We start from the raw sequence: 23,437 nt of genomic DNA, 5'->3' as shown, positions 1-23,437 counted from the left end.
TCCATATTAAGTGGTACCTTTGTGTTTATAAAAAAAGAAAAATGGATAAACCTAAATATTACTCCGAAAAGGGAGAACAGTCGCAAAAGGTGAGTGAACCGATGGCCGTTTATAATTCTACAGTTCGTAGTGCAGAAGAGTATTTGGAAATGATTCCAGAAGAAACTATGCGAATACTAATAGATTCAGCTATAGATGACTATGAAATGGGCCGTTGTACTCCTCATTCTCAAATGGATATTTGGGTAAAAGAAAGAATGGGATGGAAATAATTTGGTCTCGTTCTGCGAAAGAAACTTTAGCTACTGTATTGGATTATATTGAAGAGTATTTTGATTCTACAGTTGCTATGAAAGTTTATAATAAAATAAACAACCATGTTGATTTGTTAGTATCTTTCCCAAGAATGGGAGTTCGTGATCCTCGTTTCTCTATAGATGAAATGGAGGTTCGTTATTTGGTTAATACTCCTAATATTATTTATTATGCGATTATTCAAGATGTTATTGTAATTATTTCTGTTTTCGATGCACGCTGCTCCCCAGATACAATTAGTACAATGGTCGTTGATTTTATGAAGCAATATAGATGAATAGAATAAAGGAATTCTTAAAATAAACTCCCGGCAGATAACTAACATTCTGCCGGGAGTTTTTTTATTTCTTTACGGGAACATTAGCCAGAATATCCAGCAAGTGTTTCCAGAATTTATCCACTGTAGGAATCAGCATCCGTTCATCGGGAGAATGAACTCCCTGTAAAGTCGGACCAAAGGATATCATATCCAGTGAAGGATACTTATCGAGGAACAGACCGCATTCCAGTCCGGCATGGATTGCTTTTACCTTCGCATCTACACCGAATAAACGTTTGTAAGATTCGACTGCAATTTCCAGTATTTCGGAGTGAGGATTGGGTTTCCAACCCGGGTAGCCGTCACCGAAACTAACTTTGGCTCCACCCATATCGAATACGGTACGTACCATATTGGCAATGTCTTGCTTGGAAGAGGCGGTAGAACTGCGCTGGCTGGTTTCGATGCGAATCACGTTGTCCGGCTTCATCTTGACAGATGCAAGATTGGTGGAAGTTTCCACCAGTCCGGGGATGTCCTGACTCATGGCATAAACTCCGTGGGGACAAGCATAGAGGCTTTGCAGCAAACGTTTGGTGGTATCTTTATCAATAGCTTTCGCGCAAGCATTTTCCGATTCTAAAACGAGTTGTAACGTCGGATCGACTACGGCATACTCTGCCTGTACTTCGGCTGCGAATATATTCAGATCGGCACGCAGATCGTGTTTATTGTCTTCCGGTATAGCGATAATGGCGTGTGCTTCGCGAGCGATGGCATTGCGCAGATTACCACCATCGATTTCGCACAGGTACATATCATACTTCTGGAAAGTCTGGCTCAGGAAGCGGTTCAGTATCTTATTGGCATTGCCAAGTCCCATGTGGATATCTCCACCGGAATGTCCGCCTCTTAAACCTTTCACTTGTACTTTGCAACAGAAATATCCGGCAGGTACATCCACCTCTTTATATATAAACTCTGCAACGGAGTCGATTCCTCCTGCACAGCCGATAAAGAGTTCACCCTCATCTTCCGAGTCGAGGTTCAGCAAAATATCCCCGTTCATGAAACCTTCTTTCAAGGCAAAAGCACCGGTCAGCCCGGTTTCTTCGTCCACTGTAAACAGGCATTCCAGAGGTCCGTGCTGAATACTGTCATCAGCAAGGATAGCAAGTTCAGTAGCTACGCCTATACCGTTGTCGGCTCCCAGCGTTGTACCTTTGGCTTTCATCCATTCACCTTCAATCACAGTCTCTATCGGGTCGGTGAGGAAATCATGCTGCATATCGTTGTTCTTTTCGCACACCATGTCGATGTGAGATTGCAGTACAACGGTTTTCCGGTTCTCCATACCCGGTGTAGCGGGCTTTTTGATGAGGACGTTGCCGGCTTCATCGACCAGCGTTTCCAACTTATGTTTCTCACCGAATGCTTTCAGATAAGCAATCATTTTCTCTTCCTTCTTTGAAGGACGCGGCACTTGGCAGATTTCATCGAAATAATGAAAAACGCCTGCCGGTTTCAGTTCATTCTTTTCCATATTAATTCCTTTATGAATGTTCGTATTTAACCTCTTATTGCTAAATATGGTTAAATCAATTGGCTATTTTATAACCGCTTCTCTTTTTTTATGGTAAAAAAAGCGGGTTAGTCCATACAAAGCCCTATATTTGCACCCACAAAAATAGAGCAAATTGAATGCAAAAGAAAATTTTATTTTCATTTTGCTGAAATGCAGTCTGTTTTCGTATTACAAAAATAGTAGAAATGCTCGATACAGTATTGATAAGTTTGTTAATAGTTGCTATTTGTATTGCATTATTAGGTGTAAAGGTCTTTTTTGTGAAAGGCGGAAAGTTCCCTAACGGGCACGTCAGCGGTAATAAAGCAATGCGGGAGAGAGGTATTGGGTGTGCCCAATCGCAAGACAGGGAAGCACAGAAGAAGCCGCGTTTTTCTATTGATGAACTGGAAAAAGCCTTAAATGATAGTATGAATTAATAATTTTAAAACTATATTTTTTACAAGTTATGAAGAGATTGAACTACCTCGTAAACGGTTTGGCTGCTCTTGCACTTATCGTTTTATTTTCTCAGTGTGCAGGTAAAGCTGAAAATCAAACGGCAACTACGTCAGGCCAAGCTTCAGGTGAACTTACTGGAATGAAGATTGCTTATGTTGAAATAGACACGCTTCTGGCACAATATAATTTCTGCATCGACCTGAATGAAGGTATGGTAAAGAAGAGTGAAAATGTACGCTTGACGCTGAATCAGAAAGCTCGTGAATTGGATAAGCAGAAACAGGATTTCCAGACGAAGTATCAGAATAATGCTTATCTGTCTCCAGAAAGAGCACAGCAGGAGTACAACCGCATCGCCAAACTGGAACAAGATTTACAGACTTTGAGCAACAAACTGCAATCAGAGTTGATGAGCGAAAACGAAAAGAATAGCCTGCAATTGCGCGATTCTATCAATGCTTTCCTGAAAGAGTATAATAAGACAAAAGGATATAGTATGATTATCAGTAATACAGGTTTCGACAATCTGTTGTACGCTGACAGCATCTATAACATTACGAAAGAAATCGTAGAAGGATTGAACGCAAGATATTCTTCTCCGGCTCCTAAGAAATAAAAAAATCGATTTAGAATAGGGTCGTCCCCTTACGTTGTAATCACAATGTAAGGGGACGATTTTTTTATATCTGCACTTCAAGTTTATAAAAACGTACCATTCTTTTGAAGTATCTTCTCAAACTACTTCCAGAGGGAAGTTACCTATTTCTGTTCATGTTTTAATCATCTATATTTGCTCTGTGATTTTTAAACTCTAATTGGAAAAACATGATGAAAAAACTTTGTGTTCTTTTGCTCTTAATGGTGTCGCTCTTTGCCAGTGCCAAAGAGTATACATTCTCACCGGGAGATGTGCAGGCAATGAAGCAGATGCTGGGTAGTGGAAACTTGCAGCCGGGGGATGCCGTCGTACTGAAAGACGGAACGTATCATAATCTGGAAGAAATACATTTTACCGGTAAGGGTGTTTCTGGTAAACCGATTGTTTGGCGGGCTGAGAATCCCGGAAAGGCTGTTATTTCCGGTAAGTTAAGGCTGAAGATATATGGAGAGTATTTGCAACTGGAAGACTTGCTCTTTTATAAGGCATGGGCCATAGGGCATGATATGATTGATTTTCAAGGAGAAAAAGGTGTGTATGCTTCTTATTGCCGGATGACTCGTTGTGTGATTGATGAGTGTAATGATCCTCAGAAAGGTGAACGACCGAATGAAGGAGATGAATATTGGGTCGGATTACGGGGAACCAATAACCGGATAGACCATTGTTACTTTGCTAATAAAAGAGTAGGCGGACTGGTGTTGCAGGTATGGCTGAGTGCTGATAACCACTTGAATAATCATTTGATAGATCATAATTTCTTTGGTGAACGTCAGCCTTACGGTGGCAATGGAGCAGAAATTATTCGTATCGGGCATTCCTGGTCTTCCCAATTGGAATCACGTACGATTGTCGAGGATAATGTCTTTCTCAGATGTAGTGGAGAAAATGAGATTATTTCTGTGAAATCCTGTCATAATGTATTGCGCAGGAACTTGTTTTATGAATCTGCCGGTGGATTGGTTTGTCGTCATGGGCATTATAATGTGATAGAGTCGAATACATTTATAGGGCATAATCTGCGTGGAACCGCCGGTATTCGTATTATTAACCAGGGACATACGGTTTACGATAATTATATTAAAGATGTAAGGTCATTCGGATTGTTGGTACGTGTAGGAGTCTACGAACGTCCTACGGCAGAAACGGATGTGAAACAAGAACCATTAACTTCATACCATCGGGTAGAGAATGTGGATATCGCTTATAATACCTTTCTGAATAGTTCATTGGAGTTGGGATCAGGCCGTGGAGAAAAGATGCCCCGCAATGTTCGTTTTGCCCATAATCTGTTTGCAGGACAAACTCCTGATTTGAAAATAGTGAGGGCGGATGAAGTACTTCCCGGTTTCTTGTTTCTGGATAATGAGTGGGCATTTTCTGATAAGAATTCACTTTCGAGTGTCCCTTATGAACAGGTGAGAGAAGGTTTTAAGTCGGTTGATATGCCTGACGGTTTGAATCAAGAGGAAAAAGAACGGATAGATGCCTGTATCTTTACTGCCGGTCCGACATGGTATAAGGCGTTGAAAGAGAATGTTAACCATATCGATACGAATCGTTGATTTATGAGAAATACACTATTGGATATGAGGTCTATATTATCAAAAACTTTTCTTTTGTCTCTGTTGCTGGGAGTGGCAGGAACAGGTATTCAGGCAGGGGAATTGTATCCCTGGCAACTGACGCGCGATTCTTTATTGTTGTTTGAAGGTTCTACTTATCGCTATACTGTAGATACTCCCGAAAATGAGGGCTTAAGTTCTACTTTGCCGTCAGTTGAAGCTCTGAAAGAACAGTTGGTTCATTCCGGTTCGGGCATTTATCGTCTTTTTACTTCTACCGGACAGGAGAAAACGGAAGGTCTTCCGGTTAATGGTGATTACTTACAATCAGCCTCTAAAAAGCGTTTGCTTATAGGGGTACGTAAAGGGGCGTTACCTCCTGTGATAAAGTTGGACCGTACTGCATTTACCATAAAGACTGCGGGAAATCTGACACTTGATTTTTATGCCGGACAGCGTAGCCCGATGACTACTGTCACTATTCGCGTACCGGAAGGGATTGCTGTAACATTGGACAATACAACGGTAAATGTAATAGGTCGTGGAGAAGTGATTCTTCGTGATTTGCCCAAACAGTCTATCGGAAGAACCGGAACCAACTATTCGTATAAAAAGGTTGGGGATGTGGAAATTCGTAAAGATGGGAAGAAAGGTACCCTGTTAATCTTTAAAGATTTGGATTTCCGTCCCTCTAACGGCCCTGATATCCGTCTTTGTTTCCGCGGAGTAGTAATACCGGAAAAAGGTAATTATGCATTTGAGGCTGATTATATAACCTCTCAACCGGAAGTTCTGCATAGTCCGGTTGCTACTGTAACTTTTGAAGGAGTGACGACTGTCTCCGATTTTACCCGTACTCCCTTGCAGGCATTTACATATAAAAAGAATTGGGATTTATCTTTCACTTCTTTCTACTGGACAGCTCCTCGTAATGCGGAGTCTGTGACTTTGCTATTGTCTGAGGATAAGGGAAGAACCTGGAAACCTGTAAGAACAGGGATATTGCCGGACGATGATTTCGCTGCTGCCGGCCGGTTGAATCCTAATCAATTGTATGCTTTTAAACTGCTTGTAAAAGGAGGTGATAACCAGGGAGAATCAAATATAGCCTGGTTCTATTCCGGTTTGCAGGATATTAAGACTACAGGAGTAAAAGGAGATGGAATAGCAGACGATACGGAAGCCATAAACAAAGCTATTATAGAGATGAATAAGTTGGGTGGGGGGATTCTGCGATTTACGGCAGGCACCTATAATGTGCGGACGGTTCATCTGTTGAGTAATGTCTGGTTACATCTGGATGCAGACGCTACCATTCAGGGACTTCCGGGTGGTGATGCGCCGGAAACGACCTGGTTTAGTGACCGGGCCTATCGTTCGGGACTTTCTCCTACCGATCCTCGCCCTTATGCTGATCCGGAGAACTATCTGACGAAGCAGGATGTGGGGCATACGTTCTTCCGCAATGCAATGTTCTTTGGAGAACGCATTGATAATGTGAAGATTGTGGGTACAGGCCGTATCACGGGTAATGGTAATTTGGTTACTTCTGATAAAGTCATGAATAATGCTCCCGAGAAGCGCTGTGACAAAATGTTTTCTTTAAAACTTTGTACCAATATTGAAATTGGAGGCTGGGCTATGGGTAAAGATATGTGGTATGATCCGCAAAAGGATGAACCTTACTATATAGATGCGGATGGGCAGAAGAATTATGACGTCAGCAATATGCTGCATATAGATCAGGGAGGTCATTTTGTTTTGCTGGCTACAGGTACCGATGGCATCCATGTGCACGATACTTACTTTGCCAAACATAATACCCGGAATGCCCGTGATATCTACGACTTTATGGCGTGCAATGATGTAACGGTGACGAACATTTATTCGCGTGTCAGTTCGGATGACATTGTGAAACCGGGTTCGGATTGTTCATTAGGTTTTACCCGTCCAGCACGTAACTATATGGTACGCAATATCGTTGGAGATACCAATTGTAACCTGTTCCAGATAGGTTCGGAAACAGCGGATGATATTCAGGACTTATACGTGGATAATATTTATGTACTGGGTGCCAATAAAGCAGGTTTCTCCATATCTACCAATGATGGCGGACATATAAAAAATGTCTATCTGAATAGTGGAAAGACAGGACCGATACATTCCCGTTCGGTGATGCATCGTACCCGTGCTCCGTTCTTCATATCTATATCCAATAGAGGCCGTGTGTTGGGTGCTGATGTAGCTCCTTTCACGTTCACAGAAAATGGAAATGTTCGCAAGGAACTACTGGTGACCAACTCTAATATCGGTGAAGTGGAGAATATTGTGATTTGTGGTGTAGACATTGATGAAGTATACGGAGGGAGTTCTTTCCGTGGAGGTCGCTGGAAAGCATACGATGGTTCTCAAAATACGGCAACACCCATCATTGCAGGTTTTAAACTGCCGGATACGGAAGTTGTGGAAGGAGGACTGACATTTCGTTTGCCGAATGGCCAGCATACCGGGTATATTAAGAATGTACAGTTCCATGATGTAAATTTACTTGTGAAAGGCGGACATCCGGTAGAAGATGCAGAAGCGTATCCGCCTGAAATCGGAGTAGGACGTTATAATGTAGGTGATTTGAAAATACAACCGTCTTTTGGTTTCTGGGCGCGTCATGTGAAGGACTTCCTATTAGATAATTGCAGTATCAGTGCTGAGCAGAAAGATGGTCGTTATGCAGTAGTACTGGATGATGTGATTGGCGCTGAGATCAGGAATCTGAAAGTGAAAGAAGGCATTACGGATAAAGAAAACGTAAAAGTGCTTCGTAGTGAAAAGATTATCATCAAATAAGAACAGAGAAACATGAAGAAATAATAGATAATGGTGAGAAAGTATGAAACGTATTTATTTATATTTTAAAGAAAGGACCGAGAAAGGGGAATTTACTTCCAGAGGGATACAGATACTCTTCTTTTGGGGACTCGGTCTTTTTTCTACTATCTGGTTTTTGGTACGGGTTATTCCGAAACCTTCCCGTGCCAGTTATCCATGTATGCAGACAGCGGCACCGCTGATGTCTGCATTTGTCATGTACTTACTCTCGTTCACGGGAGTCTGGGTGAGTCTGCGACAGTTGCGTGAAGCATTCCGTAACCGGAAAGTAGTGGTAGGGGTTTTTGCTTTTGCAGGTTTTTGTTTCTTCGGTGCTTTGATGTTGGTAGAAAATAGCACTGACATGCTGGCACAAACTTTTCTTCCGACTAGAGAACCGCGTATGGCATGGGGTAAGAATAATCCGGTGGGGGAGGCGAAAGGTATTTATCCGGGTCGGGTGGTATGGACTCATGCGCCGGGTGCTGCTACGTGGAAGAAAGGGGAGGGCTTTTGGTTTGAAGATCGTTGGAATAATCAGGCAGATGCCGACTGGCTTCTAAACCAGTCTCTCTTGTCCTTGACCGGAGAGAAAAAAGAAAAGGCAGCCTGGAAATCCCTTTTTATTTATTTCAATCAACAGCATGATAAGGGGCAGCGTGGATATAAGAAAGGAGAAAGAATTGCTATCAAGATTAATCAGAATAATACTTTCTCCCATGAAGATTGTGAGCAGTTGAATGCTTCTCCGCATCTGACGCTTGCCTTGCTTCGTAGTTTGGTGAATGACGGCGGAGTGCCTCAGGAGCAAATCACAGTATTTGATGCCAGCCGTTTTATTACGAAAGCTCTTTATGATAAATGTCATGCCGAATTCCCCGGTGTTGTATATCTGGATAATGAAGGAGGAAACGGGCGTACCCAATCTACCTATACGGCAGATGCAATTCCATATTCAACTGATAATGGCCGTTTGGCGCGAGGATTGGCAAACTGTGCACTTGAGGCTGATTACCTGATCAATATGGCATTGCTGAAAGGGCATGGCGGACAGGGAGTAACACTCTGTGCGAAAAACTGGTATGGAGTAACGGATATCAACCGTGACTTCCGTAAAAATCAGCATAACAATTTCAATCAGGATCGTGGGGGAAAGCCGCGCTATATGACCTTTACCGATTATATCGCACATAAGGATCTGGGACAAAAGACAATGCTCTTTCTGATAGATGGTCTGTACGGTTCGGAAAAGGTGAACGGAGTGCCTTCCGGTAAATGGAAGATGTCACCGTTTAATGGAGACTGGCCTTGCTCACTTCTGGCTTCCCAGGATCCGGTAGCCATTGATGCAGTGGGCATTGATTTTCTGAGTGCAGAGTTTCCGCGTATGGCCGATGTGGATTATTGCGATATGTATCTGGTGGAGGCAGCTCTGGCAGACCGTCCGTTATCCACTACTTTCTATGATCCGGAAAGAGATGGTACAGGAGTTGGCAGTCTCGGAGTCTTGGAACATTGGAATAATCCGGAAGAAAAGAAATATAGCCGTAATATGGGGAAAGACATTGGAATAGAGTTGCTCTATTTACATAAATAAGACACTGTCTGCTTGGTTGAGACGATTTTTCAAGTATTTGATGAAATACTGATAATCGTCTCTTTTTTATCTGCCTATTTTTGTAACCATGAAAGATAATCCTTTATATCTAATGAAATGAATACAAAAATAAAAAGATGGTTTTTTAAGACTTGTCCGAAGAGTGGACGAATCGTTGGAATCAACAAGAAAAATGTTATTTTTAAGGTTTGCTTTCCTCTGTTCGGATTAGCTGCTCTGATTTGGTTTCTGATACGGGTAGTACCCAAACCTTCCAGAATAGAATATCCTTGTCAGCAAATTGCTGCTCCTATCGCTTTCTCTTTTGTAGCTTTCATCAGTAGTACATTGGTTGGGTTTGGTACGTGGAAACGTTTCAAATTCTTGTGGCATTCCCGTCGGTTCTATATGGGGCTATCCGTATTGGCAGTCGGTATATTATTATCGGGTACATTATATATAATGTCAGTGGATAATTCTCTGATGGGGCAGGTCATTCGTAAGCAGATAGATAATGGTACTGATATGGGACGTTTTGTGCCTATTGATGCTCCCAACACTCCGATGGGAGTAGCCAGAGGAATTCATCCGGGGCGAGTGGCATGGGCACATGATCCGAAGGCGGCTGCCTGGGATGGAAAAAGAGGACTTTATTCGGATCCGGATAATAATAGTCAGACACGTGTCGATGATATGATGGAGGGAGTGATTATTGCGCTGACCCGCCAAAATACGATTGATAAGGCATGGGATGAATTGTTCAGAACCTTTAATTATAAGAAAGGTAAGGGAGCAGTAAAGTATAAGAAAGGTGAGAAGATTGCTATCAAGATTAATCTGAATGACAATGGTGGAACTAATATCATTGATGCTACTCCACAGTCAGTGTATTCTTTGCTGCATCAATTGGTGGATATAATGAAAATTCCCCAGAATTGTATTACAGTATATGATGCACAGCGTCGGGGTATTTCGGCTGTTTACGATTATGTACAACCGGTTTATCCAAATGTCAATTATCAGAATTGGGGAGGATTTGTTCCTGATGTAATTCGTTATTCCAGTGAGATTACCGATGCCGGTGCCAGAAGTTTGGCACGTGCGGCTTATGAAGCCGACTATATGATTAACATGGCATTAATGAAAAGACATTCCGAACCAACCGATAAATGGCGGGACAGTGCCGGACAGACAGCTATAACGGCTACCGGTAAGAATCAGTTCGGTTCGATAGGCAATGTGCCGCCTTTGCATCTTTCTATTCGTGACTGGTCTTCCTTCCGTGGTATGGGCACTTATAACTGCATTGTCGATCTGATGGCTCACGAACGTATAGGTGGAAACACTTTGGTGTATCTGGTGGATGCTATGTACGTAAATCCCAAGCATAACGGGAAAGCGGTACGTTTCCAACTTCCCCCGTTCAATAATGGCTGGACCTCCAGTTTCCTGGCTTCCAATGATCAGGTTGCCATCGAATCAGTGGTACTTGATTTTATTTATTCGGAACTTCCTTTATGTGCCAATGCCGACAATTTTCTTCATGAGGCGGCGAATATAGGGAATCCTCCTTCGGGAATAGCTTATATTGGAAAAGAGCAAGGTAGCCTGGGAGTACATGAGCATTGGAATAATCCAACGCACCGGATGTACAGTCGTAATCTGGGTACAGGTAAAGGGATTGAATTATACAGGGTTCCGTTGGATGAAAAGCGTCCGGCAATAGAATACTTCTACGCAGATAAAAATGCCTTGCATTATAAAACATCCCATGCAGATGAAGTGCGATTGAATGGTAAACATCTGGAAGTTGCAGAAGGCGTCATTCCTTTGTCTATTTCTAAGACGACTGAGTTTAATCTGGAGACTTTGGCAAAGGGAAAGGTAACATCTTCACAACGTGTAGTGGTACGTCGTTTGAAGAATATAGAGATATGCCAGGCTAAAGATATGGAAAGACAGGGCTCTGCATCCTTGAATGAGGATGGTTCGGTAGAATTCAAAGGCGAGAAAGGAAGTTCTGAAGGAAGTGTGAGTTGGAAAGTCAACATTCCACATAAAGGTGAATATTATTTGGTAGTATCTTATGCGGGTGGCAATCCGGTTCCTTCTTACTTATATATTAATGGAGAGAAAAGAAGTGAGAATATCGGTTATTTGGCTACATTTGGTGGGAAACGCGGAGAGTTTGTATTCCCTGTAGCGTTGGCTCAAGGTACCAATGAATTGCGTTTGGAACATCCGGGACGGCGCAGTAACAGGATCTATACAGTGAATATTGCAAAGGAAATTAAATAGTTAACTTACATATACTAACCATGAAAACGAAAAGGAATTTATTACTGTTGTTAATGTTACTTGTTCTGCCATTTACGTTGCAGGCTGAAACATTTAATGTAAAGAAGTACGGTGCTCGGGGAAACGGCAAAAAGATGGATTCACCCGCTATCCAGAAAGCAATTGATGCTTGTCATAAGGCAGGTGGTGGAACGGTACTTGTGCCTGCCGGAACCTATTTGTCGGCTACTATCGTGCTAAAAGATAATGTGACTTTGCATTTGGAGAAAGATGCTCTTATTCTGGGCACTACCGATTATAAAGCTTACGATAACCTTGATCCTTTTACCGAAGGTCTGGGCATTGATGTCGGTTGGGCATTATTGGTAGCGGTAGATGCTAAAAATGTTGCTTTGGAGGGTGAAGGTGCTATCGATGGTCAAGGCTCAGCTTTGAAAGAACGGCATATAAAAGTAGATACCCGGCCGGAAGGCCAGCGTTGGGGATTGCGCCCTTTCTTGCTTCGTTGGGTACGTTGTGAAGGTGTGCGCGTGGAAGGAGTTACTTTAAAATATGCAGGTGCCTGGACTTCCCATTATTTCCAATGTCGTAATGTGAATATCCACAATGTGACGATACGCAGTTTTGGAGTAGCTCATAATGATGGTATTAATATTGATGGTTGCCAGCATGTACGTATTAGTAATTGTGATATTGTCAGTGGCGACGATGCTCTTTGTTTTAAGACTACTGCCAGCAAAATGGGATGTGATGATATCATTGTTACGGATATGAAGTTGAAAAGTAATCAGGCGGGCATTAAGATGGGAACAGAATCCATGGCAGGATTTGAGAACATCAAGATCAGCAATTGTCATATTTATGATACCAAAAATGGAGGTATTAAGTTATTCTCTGTAGATGGGGCCCATCTGCGTAATGTGGAAATCTCTGATATCACAATGGACGAAGTACGTACTCCGATGCTGTTTCGTTTGGGTGTCCGCCTTAGTGTTTTTCGCAAAAAAGAAGACCGTCAGCAACCGATTGGAGTCTTTGAAAATGTGACGATTCGCAACGTAAAGGCAGTGGCTGCCGATAAGGCTCAACTGACACCTCCTTCCGGCATCCTGATTACAGGTATTCCCGGACACTATATCACAAACCTGACTTTGGAAAATATTCATATTCGTTTATTGGGTACAGGAACTCCTGAAGATGCCTTGTCTCAGGTGCCTGAAGCTATAGACAAATATCCTGAAGTGAAAACTTTCGGACCTAAGATTCCGGCATACGGGGTATGGGCACGCCATGTGAAAGGATTGAAACTGAAGAATGTTACGTTTGAGTTGAAGAATCCCGATGCTCGTCCTGAGATTATTTGTGAAGATGGGGATATACAGATTTACAAATAATCGGTGATTATGCGAAAAACTATTTGTGCAATATTGATGGGGTCTTGTGCCTTGGCTTATGCCAATGCACAGACACTGTTTCCGGTCACCAGTCCGGATGGCTCTATTTCTTTGGTGTTGAAACTAAAAGAAAAAGGACTTTATTATGAAGTAGAGAAAAACGGAGTGAAGGTATTGGTAGAGTCGCCTGTGCGTCTGACCATAGATGAATCGGAACTTTGTAATTCGGTCGATGTTCTGTCTTCAGATACATATAAGACGGATAATACCTATCCTATCCGGGGCAGTCATTCTTTGGCGGTAGATAGAAGCAATGGACAAATTATCAAGTTACGAAATAGTAGTTTGAAGACTGATTTCTCTTTGGAGGCGAGAGCTTATAACGATGGTGTCGCTTTTCGGATGATACTTCCCGGTAAGCAGGGAGAAATAAGAACGCCGGATGAACATACATTATTTACATTGCCGGTGGGGAGTACGGTGTGGTATCATGATATGTATTGTCACTATGAAGGTATCCACCAGAGAAAGGATATCTCTGAAATTATGCAGGGAGAATGGGCTGCTCCTCCGGTAACGGTGCAATTGCCGGGAGAATCCGGTTATCTTTGCATAACAGAATCCGCTTTGATGAATTATGCCGGTATGTCATTGCAGGCAAATGGTAAGAATGGTTTTGAAACGAAACTGGGACATGCGCAACCGGCCGGATATCCTTTTGCCCATGATTATAGTCTGGCGGAAGCCCGGCGGTTATCGAAACCGGCAGCTTTGGCAGCTACTATAATAACTCCCTGGCGTACAATCATAATAGCCGATAATCTGAATGAGTTGGTGAATTCCGATTTGATAACCAACTTGGCTCCGGCACCGGATAAACGACTATTCCCCAAAGGAATAAATACGGACTGGATTAAACCGGGACGTTCCGTATGGTGCTGGCTGGATGGTGGAGCACGGACAGTGGAGGGAATGAAAGAATTTTCTAAACTGGCCGGAGAATTAGGGTTTGAATATAATACGGTAGATGCTTTTTGGTATCGTTGGACAAATGAACAGTTAAAAGAACTAGTGGATTATTCGGCTCAGTTTGGAGTTAAAATCTGGTTATGGCGTCACGGCCGGGATATGCGTGATCCTAAAAAACGCAGAGAATTGTTTGAACGCTGTCACAGATTAGGAGTTGTCGGCTTGAAACTTGACGCGTTCTCACATGAGTCGAAAGAATTTGTCGATTTATATCAGTCATGTCTGAAAGAAGCGGCGGAATATAAACTGATGCTAAACATTCATGGCAGTAATAAACCGACGGGTGAAGTGCGTACGTGGCCGAATGAGATGAGTCGTGAAGGTATTCGTGGCTTGGAATATGGGAAAAATCAGTATGAGTGGAGCACGCATAATACAACCTTGCCTTTCACTCGTCTGGTAGCGGGAGCCGGAGATTATACACCCGTTATTTTTGGAGAACGTCGTTTGGAAACGTCATGGGTACATCAGTTAGCTACGGCACTTGTTTTCAACTCTTCTGTCATATTCTTCGGTTCACACCCGAAAGCGATGTTGGATAATCCGGCTGTGAAATTCTTGAAGCAAATACCTGCTACCTAGGATGAGACGGTGGTATTGCCATCCAGTCGGATAGGTGAGGTTGCGGCATTTGCACGAAGAAGCGGAAAGACTTGGTTTTTGGCTGTACTGAATGGACAAGAGGAATGTTCCCTGCAATTTCCTTTATCATTTTTGGGTGACGGATGGTATGAAGGAATGGTTTTGAATGATCGGCCGTCTGATGCTGCCGCTATCAAGACAGAACGTGTCTTCTGTAGAAAATCTGATGCTTTGACGGGACACATGCGTACAGGGGGTGGATATATTGTGATGTTTACTCCTCAAGAATAATTAATGATTAATGATGAATACCATGAGAAAACTATTGAGAGCAGCAATGTTGCTGTTGGCGGTATTAATGGCCGCTTGTACGGCTCCCGATACATGGGAGTTGGTGTCCAAGGACAATAATATCCGTTTCGTCCTGGCAAACAAAAAGGATAAAGGTGAAGTAAATCTTTGCTATTCCGTTTATTATAGGGATACGCTGGCAGTAGAGAAATCTCTTTTAGGGCTGGTTATGGATAATTGTGAGTATGGAAAAGACGCACAATTTGTTTCCGCTTCTGCAGTGAAAGATATTTCTAATGCTTATCAGTTAAAATCCGGTAAGAAATTGAATACTACGGATGAGTGCCGTGAGCAGATTTTTACTTTCCGTAATAAAGAGAATAAGCAGTTTAATTTGATCGCAAGGGTATATAATGACGGAGTCGCTTTCCGTTATGAACTACCCGGAGAGGCTGGACAGATGCATACTATCCAGACCGAGCATACAGAATTTGCCGTACCCGTAAATGGAAAAGCGTGGATACACCCGTATGACTGGAACGATCGTCATAAACCGAGCTATGAACAATATTGCCGGAGTGAAATAGATATCCGTTCGGAATGTGGGCATGGGCGTGGTTGGGCATTCCCTATGCTATTCAATACCAACGGAATTTGGATGATGATCACAGAAGCTCATCTGAATGGCTCATATCCTGCTACTCATATAGATAATGCCGGAACAGATAAAGCATATAAAATCCGCTTTCCGGAACCGGATGAGCCAATTGTACCGGATGCAGTAGAGCCGGTATCAGAATTACCGTGGTTCACTCCTTGGCGTGCCATTATCATAGGGGATGATCTGAATACCATATTCCAGACACAAATGGTTTCACATCTGAATCCTGCATCTGTAGTAAGCGATGAATCCTGGATAGAGGCCGGACGCGCTTCATGGAGCTGGTGGTCTAATGGCAGCACTCCCCGTGATTATAAAGCACAACTGAAATATGTGGATCTTAGTGCAGAAATGGGTTGGGAATATATGCTGATTGATGCCGGCTGGCAAAACATGGGCAACGGTGGCACTATGGAAGATGTAGTGAAATACGCACAGAAGAAAGGAGTGGGGGTCTGGTTATGGTACCATTCCGGTGCAGGGCGTGACAACGACTCTATACCGACGCATCGTCTGATGAGTGATCCTGAATTACGTCGTGCAGAAATGAAACGCATCAGTGAAATTGGAGTGAAAGGAATCAAGGTCGATTTCTTTGATACAGACAAACAACGTATTATCCAACTTTATCCGGCTTTATTGAAAGATGCCGCGGACAATCATTTGCTAATAGATCTTCATGGTGCCACTTTACCCCGTGGCTTTGAACGTACGTATCCGAATATGCTGACTACGGAAGCTATCCGGGGTGCAGAAACCCTGGGACGTCAGGAACGTTGCGACCAGGCGGCAAAACATAATGCTACTGTACCTTTCACACGCAATGTAGTCGGTTCGATGGATTACACTCCGGTGACTTTCTCTGATAAAGTACGCCAAGGGGTACCTGCTATACGTAAGACAACTATGGGGCATCAGTTGGCTCTGGCAGTAGTCTTTGAATCAGGTTTTCAATGTTTTGCTGATAAGGCGGAGTCTTATCTTTCTCTACCGGAACAACCGAAACAATTCCTGAAAGAAGTACCCGCTGCCTGGGACGAAAGTATCCTGCTGGCTGGTTATCCTGCTGATTATGCTGTTGTGGCTCGTCGTTCCGGTGATGTCTGGTATATTGGCGGTATCAGTGGTAAGGAAGAGGAACGTGAAATAGAATTTACCTTGCCTGCCGGATGTGAAGGTAAACCATTCACTATGATTATAGATGGAAAAGATAAGGATAGTTTTGACTACACGCCTGTGGAGAATATGAACGGAACGGTAAAAGTGAAGGTACTTCCGAATGGTGGCTTTGCTGGTATAATCCGATGAAATGAGAATAACACTATTATAATAAAATGAAGAGAATGAAGAAGATTTTGATTGTAGGGGCAATGGCTTTGTTGATGCTATGTCCTGCTAAAGCACAGATAGCCTGGCAGCAAGTGGAGCCTGGCGTTTGGAAAGGCGTGGTAGGTACTCCTGAAGAGTATTCATTACTGGGAGTGGCCGGTGTCACACCGCAAAAGGAAGGTTTTGCCCGCTTACCGGAGGTGACATTACCCCAATTAGCGAATGAAATTGTGGGTTCCATACAGGATGGTAAAACAAGTCTCCGTATTCCTTTGCAACGTAAGGAGCAATTGTACGGCTTTGGACTGAACTTCCAGACGGTACACCAGCGTGGCAAGATTCTGAACCTGCATGTAGACCATTACGGTGGACGTGACAACGGACGCACACATGCTCCTGTTCCCTTTTACATTTCCAGTTCCGGTTATGGGGTACTGATCAATTCGGCACGTTATCTGACGGTGTATGCTGGTAGCGGCGCGCGTAAGGATAGTCCGAATGCTCCGGTAGCCAAGGATCGTAATCTGGATAAGACCTGGACATCCGCTCCTTACTCGGATGCCGTTTCTATCTTGGTTCCTGCCTCGGGTGCAGAAATTTATCTGTTTGCCGGACCTACTCCTATGGATGTTGTCCGTCGTTATAACCTGCTCTGTGGAGGTGGTACATTGCCTCCGCGCTGGGGATTGGGCTTTACGCAACGTACAAAGAAGCTCTATACAGCTGAAGACGTGAAGAACGAAGCGGATGAGTTTGAACAACGCGGTTTCCCGTTGGACTTTATCGGACTGGAACCGGGTTGGCAAAGCAAAGCGTATCCTTGTACCTTTGAGTGGGATGCTACCCGCTATCCTGATCCCGCCGGCTTTGTGAAAGATATGTTGGCTAAAGGAGTACGCATCAACTTATGGACAAACCCATACGTATCTCCCGATTCAAAGATATATAAGGAAATGTATCCGGTAAGTGGCTCACACACCGTATGGTGTGGTATCGTGCCCGACTTGGCAGGCGAGAAAGCCCGCAAAATCTGGATGGATAAACTGGAACAGGAACATGTGAATATCGGTGTCAGCGGTTATAAAGTGGATGAAGTAGACGGATACGACCGTTATTTGTGGCCGGATGTAGCTACTTTCCCCAGTGGAATTGCTGCCGAGCAGATGCGCCAGACTTATGGTTTGTGGGTACAACGCACTACTGCGGAATTGTACAAGAAACGTAATCAACGTACCTTCGGATTGGTTCGCGCATCGAATGCCGGTGCTGCTTCCTTCCCCTATGTGATTTATAATGACTATTACAGTCATCAGGACTTTATTACTGCTTTGATTAATTCAGGTTTTAGTGGTGTATTGTGGACTCCAGAAGTACGTAGTTCCAGTTCATCGGAAGACTGGCTACGCCGTTTCCAGTCTGTAGTATTCTCACCGATGGCAATGATTAATGCTTGGGCAAGCGGAACAAAACCTTGGACTTTCCCCGAAGTAGAGAATCAGATAAAAGAGTATGCTATGCTGCGTATGCAGATGATGCCTTACTGGTATAGTGAATTTGCACGTTATCATTTTGATGGTATTCCTCCATTCCGTGCCATGAATCTGGAACCGGGTTTCATTCCTGAACAAGGAACTACAGCGAAACTGTCGGATGCAAATCTGGAAGAGAATCCTTATCTGGAAGCTGTTTCCAAGGAAATTAAGGATCAGTATATGGCTGGTGAATATCTGTTGGTGGCTCCCATGTTCAAAGGTCAGAAAGAGCGTACGGTGGTATTGCCTAAGGGAGACTGGTACGATTTCTATACGGGTAAATATGTGGGCAATGGAGAGAAGATTACTGTTACACCGGGCTTGGACCGTATTCCGGTATATGTAAAGGATGGAGCTGTCCTGCCATTTATGGAGGCCCGTCTGCATGCCCCGAAAGCAGGAGAGAAGGTGAATCTGGAAATCCGCCATTATGGAAAAGCGGATGGTTCTTACCGTCTGTATGATGATGACGGAGAAACATTCGATTATGAGAAGGGTGCCTATTCCTGGCGTGATATCACTGTGACACGCGATAAGAAAGGCAAGCTGAAGGGGGCTATATCCAAAGCAGAAAAAGGTAAGCCGAACAGTATTGCCAATGTTACCTGGAAGTTTATGACAGAAGAATGATAAGATCATGAAGAATATATTGACGACCTGTTTATTTCTCTGCCTTCTCCTCACGGTGCATGCAGCAGATAATCCGAATGTGAAGAAACTCTTTACCGTTACATCCGGTGAACTGAAACTGACCTTTATGGTGGGTATGGACAATCGCCTTTACCAATTGGGTTTTGGGGATGCTGCCCGTGAAGTAGAGCCTCCTGCTAAGATGCCCTCACGTGAATGGGAGTTTCTTCCTCCTTATGGGAACGGTGTCCTGACAGAACCGGCTATCCAGGCAACTCATGTAGATGGAAATACATCTACGGAACTTCACTACACCGGACATCGTACGGAAGCGCTGACACCGGGTATCGAACAAACCGTTATTTCACTGAAAGACCCTGCCTATCCTTTCACCGTAGATATCTATATCAAGTGCTACACAGACAATAGCATGATGGAGATATGGAATACCGTTACGCATAATGAGAAAGGTAAAGTCATTCTGCATCGTTTTGCTTCTGCTGCTCCGGTGGTAAAGGCAAAGGAATACTGGCTCACTCAATTTTCGGGTAACTATAAGCGCGAAGCAACCCTCAATGAAGAACGGCTTTCGGAAGGAGTCAAAATTCTGGATTCCAAATTAGGTATCCGTGCGCATCAGATGCGTATTCCTTCTTTTATCCTCTCTCTGAACGGACCGGCTAAAGAAAATGAAGGTGAAGTACTGGCTGCTTCTTTGCGTTGGAGCGGTAGTTTCCAGTTTGCTTTCGATGTAGACTGGAACAAGAACCTGCGTTTGCTGACCGGTATGAATCCTTTGGGCTCACAATACAATCTGGAGCGTGGCGGCACATTCACTACACCCGCCATTCTCTACACGTATAGTAAGCGGGGTAAGGGAGAAGCCAGCCGTCGTTTCCATCGTTGGGCTATGGCAAATGCCATCCGCGATGCAGAGAAAGACCGCCCTGTATTGTTGAACAACTGGGAAGCTACGCACTGCGATTTTGATGAAGACCGCCTGAAGCAACTCTTTGACGGTGCCCGCCAGGTGGGGGCTGAACTTTTCTTATTGGATGATGGCTGGTTCGGTAATGGCTCTTACTCCCGTGATGATGATAAGCATGGTCTGGGAGATTGGGACCCTTCTATCAAGAAGTTACCCAAAGGTCTGTCATATATTGCCAAAGAAGCATTGAAGCGTAAAGTTGGCTTCGGTATCTGGCTGGAACCCGAGATGGTGAATCCTCAGAGCGAACTTTATCAGAAACATCCGGATTGGATCATTACTCAACCCAAGCGTGAACCGATACTGGGTCGCCATCAGGAAATACTGGATCTTACCCGCCCCGAGGTACAGGCTTTTGAGTGGGATATTATCGACAAAACCTTGCGGCCTAACCCGGATATCACTTATGTGAAGTGGGACTGTAACCGTTACATCACCCAACCCGGATCTTCTTATTTGCAGCCTGCCGATCAGAGTCATCTCTGGATAGACTATAACTGGGCGCTTTACCGTCTGATGGATCGTTTTGCCAAAGGTTTCCCCAATGTGATGGCCATGCTTTGTGCCGGTGGATCGGGACGTGTGGATTATGGTGCAATGTCTTATTTCCATTCCTTCTGGCCCAGTGACAACACAGACCCGTTGGGACGTATCAAGATACAATGGGGCTTCTCGCATTTCTTCCCTGCAAATACGATTTCCGCTCACGTTACCCGTATGGGGAAACGTCATTTGAAGATGGCCATAGATGTGGCATTGAGTGGTGCATTCGGAATAGACCTGGCATTGGATAAGGCTACGGCTGAAGAACGTGCGCAGATTGCCGATGCTGTGAAACTATATAAAGAACGCATCCGTCCGTTGGTGATGCATGGTGAACTTTATCGCTTGGTTTCTCCCTATGAGTCTCCATTGGCTTCTTTGAGTTATGTTTCAACAGATAAGCAAAAGGCAGTTGTTTACTTCTACCAGACTAAAGATGGTAATGAACCCCGGGTAATGCTTGGTGGCTTGGATGCCCATAAGAAATATCGTGTGGAAGAAGTCAGTCTGGCCAAAGGTGTGGCTTCCCGTTTTCCTGCCAATGGTAAGGTATTTACGGGAGCAGAACTGATGGAAAAAGGTCTGGAGAATCCATTGAATACCCAGTTTGAGAGTGCAGTATTAATATTAGTAGCTAACAATTAAACACAATAACCTTATGGACTTGAGAAGAACCTTATTACTTTTCTCTTTCATCTTTACCGGTTCGCTGGCCATTGCACAACCGAAAGATCGTTGGACTATCCAGGATGGTGGAGCCATCCGCTGGAGTATCAATGATAATATTCCACATGACGATCATTTGGAAATGAGTGGACAGCAACTTTCCGTTGTCCTTCGTTACGGTGTGGATGCACAGAAGCGTTTTCATCTGAACCGCAGTCTTGTTTTTCCTATGCTTCGCATGCATCCCAACAAGACACAGAACAATCTGAAGCAACGCTTCGATGTGAATATTCCCGCTTTAGTTACAGTGGACGATCAAACTCTGCTGAATGAAGAAGTACGCGACGTTACCTTCAATGGCATTATGCGTGTGGAAAGTAGTTTCGGTTATATTTACCGGCGTAAAGAACTGAAAGATGCCGTACAGTTGACTCGTGTACTTTATCCATCCACCAACGCCGCGCACTATTGTGAGGAATATACTTTCAAAAATAGCAGTCCGAATCAGATAACGTTGCGAGTGCCTGAGTGGAATGTAACATATACTACTCCTGAGGAAGCCGGTGTATATGGTGCTTATTGCATTGAAGCCGCTCTTTCCAAAAGTGGTGTCTTTGTTTTGAAACCGGGAGAGACGCTTGAATTCTATGCAATCTTTTCCGGAAGGAAACTGGCGGATGCTTCGTCCGGACTAAACAGCACCGGCCTTTCACACATCAACATCCTTAGTGAACGTGCCGCGCGTGAAGCGCTTATCAGTCAGTGGTGGGGCAATCTGGTTTTGGAGACTCCCGATCCCGTGCTCAATCGCATGTTTGCCTTCGCCAAACTGCGTGGTGCTGAAAGTATCTACCGTACGAAAGGCGGATTGATGCATGGTCCTGGTGGTGAAGCTTATTATGCGGCTGTCTGGGCTAACGACCAGGCAGAGTATATCAATCCTTTTTTCCCTTTCTTGGGTTATGAGATTGGTAATGAGTCCGCATTGAACTCTTTCCGCCACTTTGCCCGCTATATGAATCCGGAGTATAAACCTATCCCGAGTTCCATCATCTCCGAAGGTGTCAGCTTCTGGCATGGAGCCAAAGATAGGGGAGACGGTGCGATGATTGCTTACGGTGCCGCACGCTATGCGTTGGCTCGTGGAGATAAGGCGGAAGCGCGTGAACTGTGGCCTCTGATCGAATGGTGTCTGGAGTATTGCAACCGTAAACTAACTCCCGCCGGCGTGGTTGCATCGAATTCGGATGAATTGGAGAACCGCTTCCCGGCTGGTGATGCAAACCTCTGTACCTCTACGCTTTACTACGATGCTTTGCGTTCAGCCGTTATGCTGGGGCGTGAATTGGGAATATCGGCAAAGCAGTTGAATACGTATCGTGATCAAGCGAATGCTTTAGAGAAAGCCATAGAAAAACATTTTGGTTATGAGATAGAAGGTTTCCACAGTTACCGCTATTATGAAGGTAATGATATCCTGCGTTCCTGGATTTGTATGCCTCTTGTTATGGGTATCTACACCCGTACGCAAGGTACTATAGATGCTCTCTTTTCGCCCCGTCTCTGGACGGACGACGGATTATTGACGCAAGCCGGTACCGAAACCTTCTGGGATCGTAGTACCCTCTATGCTCTACGTGGCACCATTGCTGCCGGAGAAGTGGAGAAAGGTATGAACTTCCTCAAGAAGTATTCACATCGCCGTTTGTTGGGCGATCATGTGCCTTATGCCATTGAAGCGTGGCCCGAAGGAGATCAGCGTCATCTTTCTGCTGAAAGCGGATTGTATTGCCGTATCTATACCGAAGGTCTGTTCGGCATTCGCCCCACAGGATTGCGTAGTTTCGAGATGACTCCCCGTTTGCCACAGGAGTGGGAGTATATGAATCTGAATCGTGTACGTGCTTTCAATTCGGAGTTTGATATTCGGGTACGTCGTGCAGGAAAGAAGCTGCATGTAGAAATTCTGAAAGGTGGCAAGCCCGTGTTGAAGAAGAGCGTGACGGAAGGGGCAACGATAAAGGTGAATTTATAATCTATTTGTATGAATTTATAATCAATTTTGCTTTTCGAGAATGCAGTTCTTAACTACTTGTTTATCAAGAACGTTAAGTTGACGCATAATGAGTATACGAGTGAATAGGGTTCAGTATACGACTGAACCCTATTCAGTATACGACTGAAATAGGATAAGATTACGACTGATTTG

At 44.0% G+C, this 23,437-nt stretch carries 16 protein-coding genes; 15 read left to right on the top strand and 1 reads right to left on the bottom strand.

Going from position 1 to position 23,437, the window contains the following annotated elements; translation table 11 throughout:
* The first annotated feature begins 41 nt into the window (after nt 1–41).
* Together BACINT_RS14295 and BACINT_RS14290 are read left to right on the top strand one after the other, a co-directional pair.
* A complete protein-coding gene (locus BACINT_RS14295; RefSeq protein ID WP_021967888.1) occupies nt 42–272 on the top strand; it encodes a hypothetical protein in 231 nt (76 codons plus the stop codon).
* Nucleotides 263–592, top strand: coding sequence for a type II toxin-antitoxin system RelE/ParE family toxin (locus BACINT_RS14290; RefSeq protein ID WP_007664298.1), 330 nt, complete (start codon nt 263–265; stop codon nt 590–592). Before BACINT_RS14295 ends, BACINT_RS14290 begins: the two co-directional genes overlap by 10 nt.
* A gap of 64 nt (nt 593–656) precedes the next feature.
* On the opposite strand, the gene BACINT_RS14285 is transcribed toward BACINT_RS14290, so the two are convergent.
* Nucleotides 657–2,117 carry an aminoacyl-histidine dipeptidase gene (locus BACINT_RS14285; protein WP_007664297.1) on the bottom strand — a complete coding sequence of 487 codons (1,461 nt, stop codon included), beginning with the start codon at nt 2,115–2,117 and terminating at the stop codon, nt 657–659.
* Nucleotides 2,118–2,344: 227 nt separating this feature from the next.
* Between BACINT_RS14285 and BACINT_RS14280 the strand changes: the two genes are divergently transcribed.
* The 13 genes from BACINT_RS14280 (at nt 2,345) to BACINT_RS14225 (ending at nt 23,263) form a co-directional block, all read left to right on the top strand.
* Complete coding sequence (locus BACINT_RS14280; RefSeq protein WP_007214686.1) at nt 2,345–2,578, top strand: hypothetical protein; 234 nt, start codon at nt 2,345–2,347, stop codon at nt 2,576–2,578.
* A 29-nt stretch (nt 2,579–2,607) separates the two neighbouring features.
* Complete coding sequence (locus BACINT_RS14275) at nt 2,608–3,216, top strand: OmpH family outer membrane protein (RefSeq protein WP_007664296.1); 609 nt, start codon at nt 2,608–2,610, stop codon at nt 3,214–3,216.
* Between the two features lie 209 nt (nt 3,217–3,425).
* Nucleotides 3,426–4,823: a polysaccharide lyase 6 family protein gene (locus tag BACINT_RS14270; RefSeq protein WP_007664295.1), complete on the top strand. Its 1,398-nt coding sequence runs from the start codon at nt 3,426–3,428 to the stop codon at nt 4,821–4,823.
* Between the two features lie 3 nt (nt 4,824–4,826).
* The gene (locus BACINT_RS14265; RefSeq protein WP_007664294.1) at nt 4,827–7,667 is read left to right on the top strand and encodes a glycosyl hydrolase family 28-related protein; all 2,841 of its coding nucleotides are present in this window, start codon (nt 4,827–4,829) and stop codon (nt 7,665–7,667) included.
* A 43-nt stretch (nt 7,668–7,710) separates the two neighbouring features.
* Entirely contained in the window at nt 7,711–9,285 is a 1,575-nt protein-coding gene (locus BACINT_RS14260; protein WP_007664293.1) for a DUF362 domain-containing protein, read from the top strand.
* Nucleotides 9,286–9,402: 117 nt separating this feature from the next.
* Nucleotides 9,403–11,583, top strand: a complete 2,181-nt coding sequence (locus BACINT_RS14255; RefSeq protein WP_007664292.1) for a DUF362 domain-containing protein — start codon at nt 9,403–9,405, stop codon at nt 11,581–11,583.
* Nucleotides 11,584–11,603: 20 nt separating this feature from the next.
* Nucleotides 11,604–12,977: a glycoside hydrolase family 28 protein gene (locus tag BACINT_RS14250; protein WP_007664291.1), complete on the top strand. Its 1,374-nt coding sequence runs from the start codon at nt 11,604–11,606 to the stop codon at nt 12,975–12,977.
* Nucleotides 12,978–12,986: 9 nt separating this feature from the next.
* Nucleotides 12,987–14,588, top strand: a complete 1,602-nt coding sequence (locus tag BACINT_RS14245) for a glycoside hydrolase family 97 N-terminal domain-containing protein (protein ID WP_007664290.1) — start codon at nt 12,987–12,989, stop codon at nt 14,586–14,588.
* Nucleotides 14,589–14,597: 9 nt separating this feature from the next.
* Nucleotides 14,598–14,879 carry a glycoside hydrolase family 97 C-terminal domain-containing protein gene (locus BACINT_RS24570; RefSeq protein WP_007664289.1) on the top strand — a complete coding sequence of 94 codons (282 nt, stop codon included), beginning with the start codon at nt 14,598–14,600 and terminating at the stop codon, nt 14,877–14,879.
* A gap of 22 nt (nt 14,880–14,901) precedes the next feature.
* Nucleotides 14,902–16,848 carry a glycoside hydrolase family 97 protein gene (locus tag BACINT_RS14240; protein ID WP_052302197.1) on the top strand — a complete coding sequence of 649 codons (1,947 nt, stop codon included), beginning with the start codon at nt 14,902–14,904 and terminating at the stop codon, nt 16,846–16,848.
* 35 nt (nt 16,849–16,883) lie between these two features.
* Nucleotides 16,884–19,031 carry a glycoside hydrolase family 31 protein gene (locus BACINT_RS14235; RefSeq protein ID WP_044155277.1) on the top strand — a complete coding sequence of 716 codons (2,148 nt, stop codon included), beginning with the start codon at nt 16,884–16,886 and terminating at the stop codon, nt 19,029–19,031.
* Between the two features lie 7 nt (nt 19,032–19,038).
* Nucleotides 19,039–21,207 (top strand): alpha-galactosidase, encoded by a 2,169-nt coding sequence (locus BACINT_RS14230; RefSeq protein WP_007664286.1) that lies wholly within the window; start codon nt 19,039–19,041, stop codon nt 21,205–21,207.
* 13 nt (nt 21,208–21,220) lie between these two features.
* Complete coding sequence (locus tag BACINT_RS14225) at nt 21,221–23,263, top strand: glucosidase family protein (RefSeq protein WP_007664285.1); 2,043 nt, start codon at nt 21,221–21,223, stop codon at nt 23,261–23,263.
* Nucleotides 23,264–23,437: the final 174 nt, after the last annotated feature.

The organism is Bacteroides intestinalis DSM 17393 (genome assembly GCF_000172175.1).
Taxonomy (GTDB): Bacteria; Bacteroidota; Bacteroidia; order Bacteroidales; family Bacteroidaceae; genus Bacteroides; species Bacteroides intestinalis.
Note: the sequence above shows the minus strand (reverse complement) of the source record. Positions and strands in the feature narration are given on the sequence as shown.